The 15,325-nt window shown below is 72.1% G+C and carries 14 protein-coding genes; 7 read left to right on the top strand and 7 right to left on the bottom strand.

What is annotated here, in order from left to right:
* Positions 1-141 precede the first annotated feature (141 nt).
* Genes OG736_RS19085 through OG736_RS19070 form a run of 4 tightly spaced genes read right to left on the bottom strand, consistent with a single transcriptional unit; the run spans position 142 to position 3,218 of the window.
* Positions 142-609 (bottom strand): MarR family winged helix-turn-helix transcriptional regulator, encoded by a 468-nt coding sequence (locus OG736_RS19085; RefSeq protein ID WP_327183520.1) that lies wholly within the window; start codon positions 607-609, stop codon positions 142-144.
* Positions 606-1,394, bottom strand: coding sequence for an energy-coupling factor ABC transporter ATP-binding protein (locus tag OG736_RS19080; RefSeq protein WP_327183519.1), 789 nt, complete (start codon positions 1,392-1,394; stop codon positions 606-608). The genes OG736_RS19085 and OG736_RS19080 overlap by 4 nt, the downstream gene beginning before the upstream one ends.
* Complete coding sequence (gene cbiQ, locus OG736_RS19075) at positions 1,382-2,143, bottom strand: cobalt ECF transporter T component CbiQ (protein ID WP_327183518.1); 762 nt, start codon at positions 2,141-2,143, stop codon at positions 1,382-1,384. Before cbiQ ends, OG736_RS19080 begins: the two co-directional genes overlap by 13 nt.
* 4 nt (positions 2,144-2,147) lie before the next feature.
* Entirely contained in the window at positions 2,148-3,218 is a 1,071-nt protein-coding gene (locus OG736_RS19070; protein WP_327183517.1) for an energy-coupling factor ABC transporter permease, read from the bottom strand.
* A gap of 227 nt (positions 3,219-3,445) precedes the next feature.
* Here OG736_RS19070 and OG736_RS19065 point away from each other — a divergent pair, with 227 nt between their 5' ends.
* Positions 3,446-3,802 carry an SsgA family sporulation/cell division regulator gene (locus OG736_RS19065; RefSeq protein WP_327183516.1) on the top strand — a complete coding sequence of 119 codons (357 nt, stop codon included), beginning with the start codon at positions 3,446-3,448 and terminating at the stop codon, positions 3,800-3,802.
* A gap of 70 nt (positions 3,803-3,872) precedes the next feature.
* Here the strand turns inward: OG736_RS19065 and OG736_RS19060 are convergent, their stop codons facing one another.
* From OG736_RS19060 to OG736_RS19050, 3 genes are all read right to left on the bottom strand, one after another.
* On the bottom strand, positions 3,873-5,552 hold the full coding sequence (locus OG736_RS19060; RefSeq protein WP_327183515.1) for a penicillin-binding transpeptidase domain-containing protein: 1,680 nt from the start codon (positions 5,550-5,552) through the stop codon (positions 3,873-3,875).
* 145 nt (positions 5,553-5,697) lie between these two features.
* Entirely contained in the window at positions 5,698-7,335 is a 1,638-nt protein-coding gene (locus tag OG736_RS19055; protein WP_327183514.1) for a penicillin-binding transpeptidase domain-containing protein, read from the bottom strand.
* Positions 7,336-7,456: 121 nt separating this feature from the next.
* On the bottom strand, positions 7,457-9,208 hold the full coding sequence (locus OG736_RS19050; protein ID WP_327183513.1) for a dolichyl-phosphate-mannose--protein mannosyltransferase: 1,752 nt from the start codon (positions 9,206-9,208) through the stop codon (positions 7,457-7,459).
* Positions 9,209-9,270: 62 nt separating this feature from the next.
* Between OG736_RS19050 and rsmI the strand changes: the two genes are divergently transcribed.
* The 6 genes from rsmI (at position 9,271) to OG736_RS19020 (ending at position 15,282) form a co-directional block, all read left to right on the top strand.
* A complete protein-coding gene (gene rsmI, locus OG736_RS19045) occupies positions 9,271-10,131 on the top strand; it encodes a 16S rRNA (cytidine(1402)-2'-O)-methyltransferase (protein WP_327183512.1) in 861 nt (286 codons plus the stop codon).
* A 271-nt stretch (positions 10,132-10,402) separates the two neighbouring features.
* Positions 10,403-10,822: a hypothetical protein gene (locus OG736_RS19040; protein ID WP_327183511.1), complete on the top strand. Its 420-nt coding sequence runs from the start codon at positions 10,403-10,405 to the stop codon at positions 10,820-10,822.
* Between the two features lie 55 nt (positions 10,823-10,877).
* Positions 10,878-11,768: a TatD family hydrolase gene (locus tag OG736_RS19035; protein WP_327183510.1), complete on the top strand. Its 891-nt coding sequence runs from the start codon at positions 10,878-10,880 to the stop codon at positions 11,766-11,768.
* Positions 11,769-11,882: 114 nt separating this feature from the next.
* Positions 11,883-13,406, top strand: coding sequence for a resuscitation-promoting factor (locus OG736_RS19030; RefSeq protein ID WP_327183509.1), 1,524 nt, complete (start codon positions 11,883-11,885; stop codon positions 13,404-13,406).
* Positions 13,407-13,453: 47 nt separating this feature from the next.
* The gene (gene rsmA, locus OG736_RS19025; protein ID WP_327183508.1) at positions 13,454-14,380 is read left to right on the top strand and encodes a 16S rRNA (adenine(1518)-N(6)/adenine(1519)-N(6))-dimethyltransferase RsmA; all 927 of its coding nucleotides are present in this window, start codon (positions 13,454-13,456) and stop codon (positions 14,378-14,380) included.
* The gene (locus tag OG736_RS19020) at positions 14,377-15,282 is read left to right on the top strand and encodes a 4-(cytidine 5'-diphospho)-2-C-methyl-D-erythritol kinase (protein WP_327183507.1); all 906 of its coding nucleotides are present in this window, start codon (positions 14,377-14,379) and stop codon (positions 15,280-15,282) included. Before rsmA ends, OG736_RS19020 begins: the two co-directional genes overlap by 4 nt.
* The last annotated feature ends 43 nt before the right edge of the window (positions 15,283-15,325 follow it).

The following is a 15,325-nucleotide window of genomic DNA, read 5'->3' as shown; positions in this document are numbered from 1 at the left end:
GGGGGTCGTAACCGGGGGTAACTTCAGTTGCGGGGGCAGCCGCCGTGCCGTCGCCGGGCAGCCGTGACGCCGTCGCGGAGCGGCCGTGAGGCCCCGCAGGACCTGCCGGACCGCGCCGGACCCAGGTGGACTCCGTCGGGCTCAGCGGGTGCGGTCCGCCGAGCCCTGGGCCCGTTCCGCGAGCTCCCACAGCTCCTCGCGCAACCGCGTGACCTCCGCCGTCCCGAGCCCCGTCGTCGCCAGCAGGGTGGCGGGCACGCGCTCCGCGCGCCCCTTCAGCTCCTCACCGCGCCCGGTGCACGCGACGAGCACCGAGCGCTCGTCCCGCGCCGAGCGCTCCCGGCGCACCAGCCCCGCCGCCTCCAGCCGCTTCAGCAGCGGCGACATCGTGCCGTAGTCGAGGCGCAGGGCCGACGCCAGTTCCTTGACGGTCGTCTCGCCGCGCTCCCACAGGACCAGCAGCACGAGGTACTGGGGGTACGTGAGCCCCAGTTCGTCCAGGAGCGGCCGGTAGGCGGCCGTCACCGCCCGCTGGGCCGCGTACAGCGCGAAGCACAGCTGCTCGTCGAGGAGCAGCGTGCCGTCGGCGGTTGGTGCCTCGTTCGTCACGCGCCCATTGTTGCGGAGCGCGGGTCGAACCCGAAGGGCAACTCCAGGCGATGGGCGCGCATGAGGGCGTCGTCGGCGAGCAGATCACCGGTCCGGCCGTCCGCGGCGATCACGCCCTCGCTCAGGATCAGCGCGCGCGGGCACAGCTCCAGGGCGTACGGCAGGTCGTGCGTGACCATGAGCGCGGTGACGTCCAACGACCTCAGGATGTCGGCCAGTTCACGGCGCGAGGCGGGGTCGAGGTTGGAGGACGGCTCGTCCAGGACGAGGATCTCCGGCTCCATCGCGAGCACCGTCGCGACAGCCACCCGACGGCGCTGGCCGAAGGACAGGTGGTGCGGCGGACGGTTCTTGAACTCCGCCATGCCGACCTGTTCGAGGGCGTGGTCGACCCGCGCCTCCAGGGCGGCCCCCTTCAGCCCGGCGGCGGCCGGCCCGAACGCCACGTCCTCACGGACCGTCGGCATGAACAGCTGGTCGTCCGGGTCCTGGAAGACGATGCCGACCTTGCGGCGGATCTCGGCCATGTGCTGCTTGCCGACAGGCAGCCCGGCCACCGTCACGGTGCCCGCGCCTCCGGTCAGGATGCCGTTGAGATGCAGCACGAGGGTCGTCTTGCCGGCGCCGTTGGGACCGAGCAGCGCGACCCGCTCGCCTCGCGCGACGGAGAAGTCCACGCCGAACAGGGCCTGGTGGCCGTCGGGGTAGGCGAAGGCCAGGCCGACCACTTCCAGAGAGGACGAGGGAGTCACGGAAGGCGTCACAGCGTCAGTCACAGGGACCATCCCAACACGCAGACCAGGAGGGCGACGAACGGGAGGGTCAGCGCGTACGACCACTGCGCCCGTGACGCGGTCACCTCGTCGATCACCGGCATCGAACCGGCGTACCCCCGGCTGATCATGGCCAGATGCACGCGCTCGCCGCGCTCGTAGGAGCGGATGAACAGCGCGCCCGCCGACTTCGCGAGCACCCCCCAGTGCCGTACGCCCCGCGCCTCGAACCCGCGTGACTCGCGGGCGATCCGCATGCGCCGCATCTCGTCCGTGATGACGTCGCCGTAGCGGATCATGAAGGACGCGATCTGCACGAGCAGCGGGGGCAGCCGCAGACGCTGGAGGCCGAGGAGCAGTTCACGCAGCTCGGTGGTGGACGCCAGCAGTACGGAGGCGGCGACGCCCAGGGTGCCCTTCGCGAGGACGTTCCAGGCGCCCCACAGGCCGTTGACGCTGAGCGACATGCCGAGGACGTCCACCTGCTCGCCCTCCGCCACGAACGGCATCAGTACCGCGAACGCGACGAACGGCACCTCGATCAGCAGCCGTTTGAGCAGGAAACCGGCGGGCACGCGCGCGTGGCGCGCGACGAAGGCCAGCAGGACCGCGTACAGGCCGAACGCCCACATCGCCTCCCGCGGCGTCGACACCACGACCACCACGAAGGCGAAGACGGCGGCGAGCTTGGTGTGCGGCGGGAGGCCGTGCACGGGCGAGTGCCCGTGCCGGTAGAGCCGGTGTGCGTGTCCCGCGCCCATGACGTCAGACGTTCTCTACGGCCGTCGGTGACACGTCGTCGCCCGTCCGGCGCCTGCGCACCGCCCAGAACACCGCGCTGCCCGCGACGACGGTCGTGCCGACGCCGATCACGCCCGCGAGGCCGCCGGACAGACGGGCGTTCGTCACGTCCTTGACGCCGTAGTCGGCGAGCGGGGAGTCGGCGGACGCGTGCTCCTCGGCCTTCTTGTCGATGCCCTTGTCGGCGGCGACCTTCTCCAGGCCGTCGGGGTTCGCGGAGGCGTAGAAGCTGACGAAGCCGGCCAGGACGAGGGAGGTGACCAGGCCCGTCACCCACAGGGTGCGCCGCGAGGTGCGCGCCGCCACGGGTGTGCGCGCGCCGGCCGGCGCCTCCTCGGCCGCCGGGGCGTCGACGAGTTCGCCGTGCACCCGCAGCTGGAGCTTCTGCCGCAGATCGCGCGCGCCGTGGACGAGATCCGGCCGGACGGCGACGACGGCGCCCACGGTCAGGGCGGTGATCACGGCCTCGCCGATACCGATCAGCACATGCACGCCGATCATCGCGGTCGCCACCTTGCCGATCGCCACGTCGGTGGTGCCGCCGACCCAGTAGATGAGCGTGAAGGCGACGGCGGCGGCGGGCACGGACAGCACGGCGGCGACGAAGGACGCGACCGTGACGGACCGGCGGCCGCGGGGCAGCACCTTCACCAGGCCGCGGAAGACGGCGTAGGCCACGACGGTCGTCACGATGGCCATGTCGGTGATGTTCACGCCGAGCGCGGTCAGGCCGCCGTCGGCGAAGAGGATGCCCTGCATCAGCAGGACCACGGACACGCACAGGACCCCTGTGTAGGGGCCCACGAGTATCGCGGCGAGCGCGCCGCCGAGCAGGTGGCCGCTGGTTCCCGCCGCGACGGGGAAGTTCAGCATCTGCACGGCGAAGATGAACGCGGCCACCAGGCCGGCCAGCGGCGCGGTCCGGTCGTCCAGCTCGCGGCGCGCGCCGCGCAGGCTCACGGCGATGGCGCCGGCGGCGACGACTCCGGTCACGGCGGAGGTCGGGGCGTTGATGAATCCGTCGGGTACGTGCACCCGACGATGATAGTGGCTTAATGCGAACGGTTCGCAAGAGCGAGTGGCTTGTCTCTTCGGGTGCGCGGAAGCTCGCGGCAACCCTGTGACAGGTCCATGCCGAACCCATGTATCGCACATGTGAGATATGCCTGCGCGGAGGAGCGCAATCCGCAAAATATGCGACATTGGAAGGGGAGCGGACGCACAGCTTCCGCACAGGTCACGCTGCGTGAGAGGGTCGGCCGATGTCCGTAGTCGAACAGTACGCGCGAGCCCACATCGTCACCGACGCCGATCAGGCCGAGGAAGAACGCACTGCCGTACCCGTCGTCCTGCGCTACGACCCCGAGGACCCCCGGTCGGTCCGCGTCGGGCTGCCCGACCGGCGCGAGTGGACGTTCTCCCGCACCCTCCTGGAACAGGGGCTGCGCGCCCCGACCGGCACCGGCGAGGTCCGGGTGTGGCCGTGCGGGCGCGTCCAGACCGTCGTCGAGTTCCATTCCCCGCACGGCGTCTCGGTCGTCCAGTTCGAGTCGAAGTCGCTGCTGCGGTTCCTGCGCCGCACCTACATGGCGACGGTGCAGCAGCCCGTCACGCACTAGCCGGGTCGGCCCGGTGGGCGTGCGGGACTGTGATCCGGTCGGTGTTCCGGTGGGTGTTCCGGTCGCGGTGTCAGCCGCCCAGGCGCAGCAGTGACGCCACGATGGGTCCGGCCGTGTCGCCGCCGTGGCCGCCCGCCTGGACGACGCCCGCGGCCGCCAGGTCGCCGCGGTAGGCGGTGAACCAGCCGTTGGGCTTGTCCTGGTTGTCGACCTCGGCCGAGCCCGTCTTGGCGCCGTAGTCGGGGCCCAGACCGGACATCGCCTCGGCGGCGGTGCCGGCCGCGGCCGTGTAGTTCATCAGCTCCCGCAGCTGCGACAGCGTGGACGACGACATCGTGCGCGAGGCCGTCGCCAGCGTGCGGTCGTCCACGGACGGGGCGACCAGATACGGCTGGTGGAAGGTGCCCGCCTTCACGGTGGAGGCGACCGACGCCATGTTCAGCGGGTTCATCCGGACCCCGCCCTGACCGATCAGCGACGCCGCCATCTGGGCCGCCGACTGCACCGGCACCGAGCCGTCGAAGGACGGCACGCCGATCGCCCAGTTGTTCATCGACAGGCCGAAGACCTGCTGCGCCTGCTTGGTCAGGCTGTCGTTGTCCAGGTCGGGCGCCTGGCTGATGAAGGCGGTGTTGCAGGAGCGCGCGAAGCTCGCCTTGAAGGTGCCGCCGGTGATCTGGAAGTCGTCGTCGTTGTGGAACTTCCAGCCGCCGTACGTGAACGTCTTCGGGCAGGGGTGCACCTTGTCCGCCGACGCCAGGTCCTTCTCGATGAGGAGCGACGAGGTGATGACCTTCATCGTGGAGCCGGGCGCGAGCGAGCCGTTGAACGCGGTGTTGAAGCCGTGGCTCGCGTTGGCCACGGCGAGGATCTCGCCCGTGGAGGGGCGCATCACGACGACGGACGAGCGCGCGGTCTTCGCCACCTGCCGCTCGGCGGCCGCCTGGAGGGTCGGGCTCAGCGTGGTCTTCACGGTGCCCGGCGTGCCCTTGCTGAGCTCCAGCAGCGTCTTGTCGGAGGCCTTCTTCGCCTTCGACGCCTTGCCGCGGACGACCTGGAGCTCCACGCCCGCCTTGCCGCCCGCCTTCTTGCCGTACTTCTCCCGCAGCCCGTCCAGTACCGGCTCCAGGGAGGGGTACTCGGCGGCGGTGAGTTCGCCGCCGGCACTGTCGACGGCCTTGACCGGCGGGGTGCCGGACTCGCCGGTGACGAGTGTGTCGCCGTCCTGGAGGTCCGGGTGGACGACGGACGCGTGCCAGTCGACCTGCGCCTTGCCGTTCTCGGGGTTGCGGACGACGGTGAGGGCGCTGGCGTATGTGAGCGGCTTGCTGACGCCCTTGTACTTCACCGTGCCCTTCACGGAGAACGGGACCTTGGTGCCGGTGGCCTTGCCGGCGGTGAAGGTGGCGCCCGTGACGTGGGCGTCCTTGGTGTAGCCGGTCAGGAGGGCGGTGGCGGCCGCGGGGTCGTCCGTGGCGGCGGCCGCCCCGGACACCTTGCCCTGCTGCCAGGCCGTCAGGAACCGGGCGGCGGTGGTCTTCGCCTCGGTCGCCGACGGCGCGTCGGCCCTGACCCGCGGCACCTGCTTGCCGTTGGCCGCCGCGGCCGAACCCTCGTCGGCCGCCGCTCCGCCCCCGTACAGCGCGTAGACGCCGATGCCCGCCCCACAGGCCACGACGGCGATCATGCCGCCGGCGACGGCGGGCCCCCGCTTCTTGCGCCGCTCTTCGACGCGCCTTCTCTTGCCCACTGCCAGATCCTCCGGATCCCCAGGGGCTTCCCCCCAGCCCCGCTGCCCTCGTTGCCCTCACTGACCCCAACGACGGCTACCACCCTAGAGTCCCGTCCTGTGAGGTGACGTCATGTGTGACGTCAGCCACCACCGTGGCGCCGGTTCAGCCGGCCCGCAGCACGTCCGCGACGATCGGGCCGGACGCGTCGACGCCGTGACCGCCGTCCTGGGTCATCGCGGCGGCCGCGACATCGCCCCGGTAGCCGGTGAACCAGCTGTCGGACTTGTTCTGCCCGTCGACCTCGGCGGAACCGGTCTTCGCGCCGATCCGGCCGCTCAGCCCGGCCATCACCTCGGCCGCGGTGCCGCTGGTCGCGGTGCGGTTCATCATGGAGCGCAGTTGCTGCACGGTGCTCGACGACAGTCCACGCGCGTGTGCCGGTTCACGGCCGTCGAGGCTGAGCGGCACGATCACCGGCTGACGGAAGGCGCCCGTCATCGCGGTCGCCGTGACCGACGCCATGTTCAGCGGGTTCATCTGGACCTGGCCCTGGCCGATCAGGCCGGCCGCGGTGTCCGGGCCGCCGGCTGCCGGGACGGAGCCGTCGAAGGACGGGATGCCGGTCTGCCAGTCGAGGCCGATGCCGAACCGGTCCCGGGCCTCGTTCGTCAGCGAGTCGACCTTCACCTCGTCCGCGAACTTCACGAACGCCGTGTTGCAGGAGCGGGCGAAGCTCTCGGCGAGGGTCGCGTTCTCGTTCGGCTTCATGTCGGTGATGTTGTGGAAGGTCTGGCTCTCGGAGACGGCCGAGTCCGGACAGGGCGCGGGGCCGTTCGCGGTGGTCAGGCCGTTGTCGATGAGGGTGGCCGCGCTGACGATCTTCATGGTGGAGCCGGGCGCGACCTCGCCCAGGAACGCGGCGTTCCAACCGTCCGTCCGGTTGTTGGCGACCGCCAGCACCTCGCCGGTGCTCGGCTTGACGGCCACCACCGACGACTGGTTGTACTTCTGGACCGCCTTCTCCGCGGCCGCCTGCACAGCGGCGCTGAGGGTGGTGGGCACCTTGCCCGCCTTGCCCTCGGCGAGGGTCAGCAGCGGGGTGTCGGCGGTGTCCGGGGTGGCGTGTCTGATCGCCAGCTCGACGCCGGCCGTACCGCCCGCCTTGTCCCCGTACTTGGCGCGCAGCTGGTCCAGGATCGGCCCCAGGGAGGGGTACTTCTCCTTCGTGAGCACCTTGCCGTCACGGTCCACGGCCTCGATCGACGGCGCCGCCGAGGAGCCCGTGACCAGGGTGTCGTCCATGGACTTCAGCTCGGGGTGGACGACCGACGGCGCCCAGTCCACCAGCGCCTTACCGGTGGTGACGCCCCGGACGACCGTCAGCTCGCTCCGGTAGCCGAGCGGCTTGGACTTCCCCTCGTACGACACTGTCGCCCGGACGCTGAACGGCACGCTGTCGCCGACCGCCGCGCCCGGCGTGATCTTCACTCCGGTGATGTGCGCCGCCTGGCCGTACGAGGTCAGCAGGGGCTCGGCCTTCGCCGCATTGTTGGTGAGATCGGCGGCCGCCACGGCCTGCCCCTTCTCCCAGGCCGCGAAGAACCTGGCGCTCGTGTCCTTCACCTCGGACCCGCTGGGCGGCCCGGTCTTCACGGCCACCGGCTCGCTGCCCCCCGATCCGTCGGCCTCGCCCCCGCCGCCGTTCAGCGCGTTCACGATGTTGAAGGCCCCGTACCCGGCCCCGCCCACCATCACCGCGAAGACCGAGCCGACTATCGCTGCCTTGGCCCCCTTGCGCATGTAACGCCCTCCCCGTTGTCCCCGTCGCCCTCGCGGGCGTTTCTGAACGCGTTCAGAAAGATCCCCTCAGGCTCACAGTAAGCGGAAAGGGCGGCGCGTGGGGCGAGAGTTTCCGCAATCGTTAGACCCACGTATCCAGCCACATACGTGAACGCCAGTCGTCGATCGGGATCGCCTGCCCCGTGTACAGGGGCCAGAAATAGATGAAGTTCCAGGCGATGAGCAGGACGAGGACGCCCGCACCGGTGGCGCCGGCGACGCGACGGGTGTCGCTGGAGCCCGGGGGACCGATGAGCGCGCCGATCATCATCGCCACCGCCAGGCACAGGAACGGCAGGAAGACGACGGCGTAGAAGAGGAAGATCGTGCGTTCCTGGTACATGAACCACGGCAGGTAGCCGGCCGCGATGCCGCAGACGATCGCGCCGGCCCGCCAGTCGCGGCGGAAGAGCCAGCGCCACAGGACGTAGAGGACCGCGAAGCAGGCCGCCCACCACAGCAGGGGCGTGCCGATCGCGAGGACCTCGCGGGCGCACTTCTCGCCCGCGTCCGTCGGGCAGCCGTCCTGGCCCGGGGTGGGGGACTCGTAGAAGTACGAGACCGGGCGGCCGAGGACGAGCCAGCTCCACGGGTTCGACTGGTACGTGTGCGGCGAGGTGAGGTGGGTGTGGAACTCGTAGACCTCGTGCTCGTAGTGCCACAGGCTGCGCCACCAGTCCGGGAACAGCCAGGTCCAGTTGCCGCCCTTGCCGTCGGTGGCCGCCCAGTTGCGGTAGTAGCCGCCCTTGCCGTCGGTGGCGGACAGGATCCAGCCCGTCCACGACACCAGGTAGGTGACCAGCGCGACCGGGACCGTGGCCAGGAACGCGAAGCCCGTGTCGCGCTTCAGCACCGCCAGGTACGGGCGGCGGGCGCCCGCCACCTTGCGCGAGGAGACGTCCCACAACACCGCCATCAGGCAGAACGCGACCAGGATGTACAGGCCGTTCCACTTGGTGCCGATGGCCAGGCCCAGCATCAGACCGGCGCCCCAGCGCCACGGGCGCCACCCCAGGCGGGTGCTCTCCGCGATGTGCGGGTCGGGGCGGCAGCGGCCGTCCACGTCCAGGGGGAGCGCGGCGGCGAGTTTCTCGCGTGCCTTGTCCCGGTCGACCACCAGGCAGCCGAACGCCGCCAGTACGAAGAACATGAGCACGCCGTCGAGCAGCGAGGTGCGGCTCATCACGAACGCGAGCCCGTCGACCGCCATCAGCGCGCCCGCCAGGCAGCCCAGGAAGGTGGAGCGGAAGATGCGGCGGCCGATCCGGCACAGCAGCAGGACACTGAGCGTGCCGAGCACCGCCGTCATGAACCGCCAGCCGAACGGGTCGAACCCGAAGAGCAGTTCGCCCAGCCCGATCACGTACTTGCCGACCGGCGGATGCACGACGTACGCCGCGTCCGCCGGGATCGTGACGTGCCCGCCGGAGGAGAGGATGACGTCGTTGGCGTTCTTGTCCCAGTTGACCTCGAACCCGCGGTGGACGACCGCCCACGCGTCCTTGGCGTAGTACGTCTCGTCGAATATCACCGCCTTGGGGCTGCCCAGATGCCAGAACCGGAGCACGCCGGCCAGCAGCGTGATCAGCAGCGGACCGGTCCAGGACGACCGGCGCGCGATCCGGTCCGCCCGCTGGTGCGAGATGCCCAGCGCCTGCCACAACCGGGGGCTGGGCTGCGCGAACGGCGGCACCAACCGCTCCCGGACGTCGGCGGAGGGCTCCGCGGTGTATCCGAAACGGCGCAGCCGTTGCTGCCACGACGGCCGCTGGTCTTGCGGTGTCTGGCCCTGCCGGTAGTCCGTGGAGTCCATGGAGGACGCGGTACTGGTCACCGCGCCATCGTAGGGAACAGGTCTGTGTGAGTCCCGTGCACCGGCCCTGCGAGGATGGAAACGTGACAGCTACGCCCGGAATCCTCGTTCTTGCCGGTACTCCCATCGGTGACGTCTCCGACGCCCCGCCCCGTCTCGCCGAGGAGCTGACCGGCGCCGACGTGATCGCCGCCGAGGACACGCGCCGGCTGCGGCGGCTGACCCAGGCGCTGGGGGTGACGCCCAAGGGGCGTGTCGTGTCCTACTTCGAGGGGAACGAGTCCGCCCGTACTCCCGATCTGGTCGCGGACCTGGTGGGCGGCGCACGGGTGCTGCTCGTCACCGACGCCGGGATGCCGTCGGTCTCCGACCCCGGGTACCGGCTGGTCGCCGCGGCCGTCGAGCAGGACATCCGCGTCACCGCCGTCCCCGGCCCGTCCGCGGTGCTCACCGCGCTGGCCCTGTCCGGGCTGCCCGTCGACCGGTTCTGCTTCGAGGGGTTCCTGCCGAGGAAGGCGGGGGAGCGGATGTCGCGGCTGCGGGAGGTCGCGGAGGAGCGCAGGACCCTCGTGTACTTCGAGGCCCCGCACCGGCTCGACGACACCCTCGCCGCGATGGCCGAGGTGTTCGGCGCGGACCGGCGGGCCGCCGTGTGCCGGGAGCTGACCAAGACCTACGAAGAGGTGAAGCGCGGTCCGCTCGGCGAGCTGGCGGAGTGGGCTGCCGAGGGCGTGCGGGGCGAGATCACCGTCGTCGTCACCGGGGCGCCCGAGCGCGGCCCCGAGGAGCTCGACGCGGCGGAGCTGGTGCGGCGGGTGCGGGTGCGCGAGGAGGCGGGCGAGCGCCGTAAGGAGGCCATCGCCGCGGTGGCGGCGGAGGCGGGGCTGCCGAAGCGTGAGGTGTTCGACGCGGTGGTGGCGGCGAAGAACGCCGGAGGCCTGTGACGGGTCGCCGGCAGCCGATCCGTGACGGTTGTCGCCGGGGATCCGTGACGGGTGTGGCCCGGGTGCTGTGAAGGGGCTCACACCCCCTCTGAGCAGGGCGCATGTCGTCTGAGCGTGCGCCCCATGTGCGGGCAAAGGGCGCCGGGCGTTGTGGCAAGGGACGCCCAAATCGCCTTCAACAGTGCACAGGTCGGGTGCATTCGCTCCGGGCGAGGCGTCCACTGGATGACGGGACCTGAGCGGTCCCACCAGCGGACATCCAGGAGCGGTCATGAGTGAGATCACAGGGCAGACCGGCCTCCGCGGCGGCGCCGGCGCCGTCGTCAACGAGTCGTACTCCTTCGCCTGCATGCGCTGCGGGCACGGCTGGGAGCAGGCCTTCGAGATAGAGCACCACACCGACGCCGACGGTCACGAGTTCGTCCTCTACGTGGCGAACGGGCGGGTCGTGCCGTCGCCGCTGAGCCGCCCCTCGTGCCAGAACTGCGACGGGCACGTGGTGCGCATCATGCGGGCGGGGCAGGTCTCGTCGGTGCTCAGCGCGGCCCGGCAGCACAAGGCGCCCCCGGCCGGACCGGTCTCGGCGGCCGAGGAGTCGTCCGACGCCCAGCCGGACGCGCGGTCCAAGGCGTCGCAGCACCACCACTGGCACCTGTCCGACCTTCTGCACCCGTTCCGCAAGGCGAGCTAGCCGGGAGGGCCGATCGCCCGCCGAGGAGGGCGTGCCCCTTCCGTAGGATCGGGGCATGCCTTCGAACGCCGACAAGAACGCCGACAAGAGCGCCGCGCCGCCGCTTCCGGCCCCCCTCGGGGTGCCGGTCGCCGACTCCCACACCCACCTCGACATGCAGTCGGGCACGGTGGAGGAGGCCCTCGCGAAAGCCGCGTCGGTCGGCGTGACGACGGTCGTCCAGGTCGGCTGCGACGTACGGGGCTCCCGGTGGGCGGCCGAGACGGCGGCCGCCCACGGCAGTGTCCACGCCACGGTCGCCCTGCACCCGAACGAGGCGCCGCGCATCGTGCACGGCGACCCCGACGGCTGGTCCCGCCAGGGCGCGCGGACGCCGGGCGGCGCGCAGGCGCTCGACGAGGCGCTCGCCGAGATCGACCGCCTGGCCGCGCTCGCGCACGTCAAGGGCGTCGGCGAGACCGGACTCGACCACTTCCGCACCGGTCCCGAGGGCAAGGAAGCCCAGGAGAACTCCTTCCGCGCCCACATCGAGATGGCCAAGCGGCACGGCAAGGCCCTGGTCATCCACGACCGCGACGCCCACGCCGACGTCCTGCGCGTCCTGAAGGAGGAGGGCGCCCCCGAGCGCACCGTCTTCCACTGCTACTCCGGCGACGCCGAGATGGCCGAGATCTGCGCCCGCGCCGGATACTTCATGTCCTTCGCCGGCAACGTCACCTTCAAGAACGCCCAGAACCTCCGGGACGCCGTCGCGGTGGCCCCGCTGGAGCTGCTCCTGGTGGAGACCGACGCGCCCTTCCTGACCCCGGCGCCCTACCGCGGACGGCCCAACGCCCCGTATCTGATTCCGGTCACGGTGCGCGCCATGGCCGCCGTACGGGACATCGACGAGGACACCCTGGCCTCCGCCCTCGCCGCGAACACCGCACGCGCGTTCGACTACTGAGGGCGCTCACCACCCGTCGAACACAACTCTCGGTAGCCGTGCCACTTTGGAGAGTGACCGTCGCTCCGCTAGGTTCTGGGGGCCCGATCCGGACCCCTCCCCTGGAGTGTCGGCGTGAGCAACTCGCAGTACTTCGAGTACGAGCCGTACGCCGGTGGCGGGTCGTACGTCGACCTGCACAACGCCGAGACGATCGCGTACGGCGTGTACGCGGCGCCCGGGACGTACGACGACACCTACCGGCCCGCGTACGAGACGTACGAAGCGCCGCCCCCGCCTCCCGAGTCGTTCCAGCTCCCCGAGACGCTCCAGCTCACCGAACCGGTCGGGTTCGCCGAGCAGGTCCAGCCCACCGGGGCCGCCCCGTACGCCGAGACGGTCCAGCTCACGGGGGCCGCCCCGTACGCCGAGACGGTCCAGCTCTCCGGACCGGTGCTGCCTCAGCAGACGCCGCCGCCCCGGCTGTCGCCGCTGCCGCGGCAGGACGTGGGGCAGGACGTGGGGCGGGCCGCGCGCCGGCGCCGGACGCGCTCCGCCGAGCGTCCGGAGTCCACGGTCCGCCGACTGGTCCCGCAGGCACTCGTCGTCGCGTTCCTGGCCGGCGGCACCACCGCCTTCGTCGCCGAGGACAAGGCGGTCGAGCTGACCGTCGACGGCAAGCCGCGCACGCTGCACACCTTCGCCGACGACGTGAGCGAACTCCTCGCGGAGGAAGGCGTGCGGGTGGGCGCGCACGACGTGGTGGCGCCCGGCCCCGACACCGCCCTCACCAGCGGTGACGAGATCGCGGTGCACTACGGGCGGCCCGTCCGGCTCACCCTGGACGGTCACCGGCACGAGGTGTGGACGACGGCGCACACCGTGCAGGAGGCGCTCCGGCAGTTCGGGGTGCGCGCGGAGGGCGCCTACCTGTCCGTCCCGCGCTCCCAGCCGATCGGCCGCGCGGGGCTCGCGCTGGACGTACGCACCGAGCGCTCGGTCACGGTCATGGCCGACGGCCGGGCCCGCACCGTCCGCACCAACGCGGCGACCGTGCGCGAGGCGGTGGCGGCGGCCGGGATCACCCTGCGCGGCCAGGACACCACGTCCGTCGCGCCCGGCAGCTTCCCGCGCGACGGACAGACGGTCACCGTGCTGCGGATCACCGGCAGCAAGGAGGTGCGGGAGGAGGCGATCCCGTTCGACGTGCGCCGCACCGCCGACTCCTCGCTGTTCAAGGGCACGGAGGTGGTGGAGCGGGCCGGACGGCCCGGCCTGCGCCGGATCACGTACGCGCTGCGCACCGTGAACGGCGTGCGGCAGACACCGCGGCGGATCCGTGACGAGATCGTGCGCGAACCGCGCGATCAGGTGGTGAAGGTCGGGACGAAGCCGCTGCCGGCCTCCGTGCGGGGCGCCGACGGCCTGGACTGGCAGGGCCTCGCGGTCTGCGAGTCGGGCGGCCGGCCGAACGCGGTCGACCCCTCGGGCACGTACGGCGGGCTGTACCAGTTCGACACCCGCACCTGGCAGAGCCTCGGCGGCAGCGGACGGCCCCAGGACGCACCGGCGGCGGAACAGACCCTTCGTGCGAAGAAGCTGTACGTGCGACGCGGGGCCAGTCCCTGGCCGCACTGCGGGACGCGGCTGCACGGGTGAGAGGTGCGGCGGCGGACGGTGTCCGTGCGCCCCCGTACCCTTGTCCCGTGAGTACCAGCCCCGCCCCCGACGCCCTCCTGGGCCCCGCCGACATCCGTGAGCTGGCGGCGGTCCTCGGCGTGCGGCCCACCAAGCAGCGCGGCCAGAACTTCGTGATCGACGCGAACACGGTCCGCCGTATCGTCCGCACCGCGGAGGTCCGGCCCGACGACGTGGTCGTCGAGGTCGGCCCGGGGCTCGGCTCCCTCACCCTGGCGCTGCTGGAGACCGCCGACCGGGTCACGGCCGTCGAGATCGACGACGTCCTGGCCGGCGCGCTGCCCGCGACGATCGCGGCACGCATGCCGGAGCGCGCGGAGCGCTTCGCGCTGGTGCACTCCGACGCGATGCAGGTGACCGAGCTGCCCGGCCCCGCCCCGACCGCGCTGGTCGCGAACCTGCCGTACAACGTGGCCGTGCCCGTGCTGCTGCACATGCTGGAGACCTTCCCGAGCATCGAGCGCACCCTCGTCATGGTCCAGTCCGAGGTCGCCGACCGGCTCGCCGCCGGGCCCGGCTCGAAGGTGTACGGCGTGCCGTCGGTCAAGGCCAACTGGTACGCCGAGGTCAAGCGGGCCGGCGCCATCGGGCGCAAGGTGTTCTGGCCCGCGCCGAACGTGGACAGCGGCCTGGTGTCGCTGGTGCGGCGGAGCGAGCCGATCAGGACCACGGCGTCGCGGCGTGAGGTGTTCGCCGTCGTCGACGCGGCGTTCGCCCAGCGCCGCAAGACCCTGCGGGCCGCGCTCGCCGGATGGGCGGGTTCCCCGGCCCTGGCGGAGGAGGCCCTCGTGGCGGCCGGCGTCTCGCCGCAGGCGCGCGGCGAGGCCCTCACGGTCGAGGAGTTCGCCCGCATCGCCGAGGCCGCGCCGGACCGGGGGACGCCCGTCGCGTCCCCGGCACCCCTCGCGTCGCCGAAGCGGAAGGACTCCGAGTGAGCGTCACCGTGCGGGTGCCCGCCAAGGTCAACGTGCAGCTCGCGGTGGGCGCCGCCCGCGCGGACGGCTTCCACGACCTGGCGAACGTCTTCCTCGCGGTCGGTCTGTACGACGAGGTCACGGTGACCCCGGCCGACGGACTCCGCGTCACCTGCGAGGGCCCGGACGCCGGCCAGGTGCCCCTGGACCGCACGAACCTGGCGGCGCGGGCCGCGATCGCGCTGGCCGAGCGGTACGGCCGTACGCCCGACGTGCACCTCCACATCGCCAAGGACATCCCCGTCGCGGGGGGCATGGCGGGCGGCAGCGCGGACGGCGCGGGCGCGCTGCTGGCCTGCGACGCGCTGTGGGGCACCGGCGCCACCCGTGACGAACTCCTGGAGATCTGCGCCGAGTTGGGCAGCGACGTGCCGTTCAGCCTGGTCGGCGGGGCGGCTCTCGGCACCGGGCGCGGCGAGAAGCTGGCGGCCCTGGAGGTCGGCGGCACGTTCCACTGGGTGTTCGCGATGGCCGAACGGGGGCTGTCGACACCGGCGGTGTTCCGGGAGTTCGACCGGCTGGCGCAGGGCCGGGTCATCCCCGAACCGGTGGCCTCCCGGCGCCTCCTCGACGCCCTGGCCGAGGGGGACCTCGAGGCTCTCGCGGCCACCGTCTCCAACGACCTCCAGCCCGCCGCGCTGTCGCTCTTCCCCGAACTCGCCGACACCCTCGCCGCGGGCCACGCGGCCGGCGCCCTCGCCACGCTCGTCTCGGGCTCGGGCCCGACCACCGCGTTCCTCGCCCGCGACACCGCCGCGGCGGAGAAGATCGCGCAGGAGCTGCGCACGTCGGGCACCTGCAGGAGCGTGCGGGTGGCGGCAGGACCGGCGCCGGGCGCGACGGTCGTCAAAGACCGCCCGTGACGCGGCTGCTGCCCCGGCCGTAATTCGGCTGCTACCAGCGGCC

Origin of the sequence: Streptomyces sp. NBC_01334 (assembly GCF_035983595.1) — a bacterium.
Lineage (GTDB): Bacteria > Actinomycetota > Actinomycetes > Streptomycetales > Streptomycetaceae > Streptomyces > Streptomyces coriariae.
The sequence above is the reverse complement of the archived record's forward strand: the minus strand, read 5'-3'. Positions and strand labels throughout refer to the sequence as shown.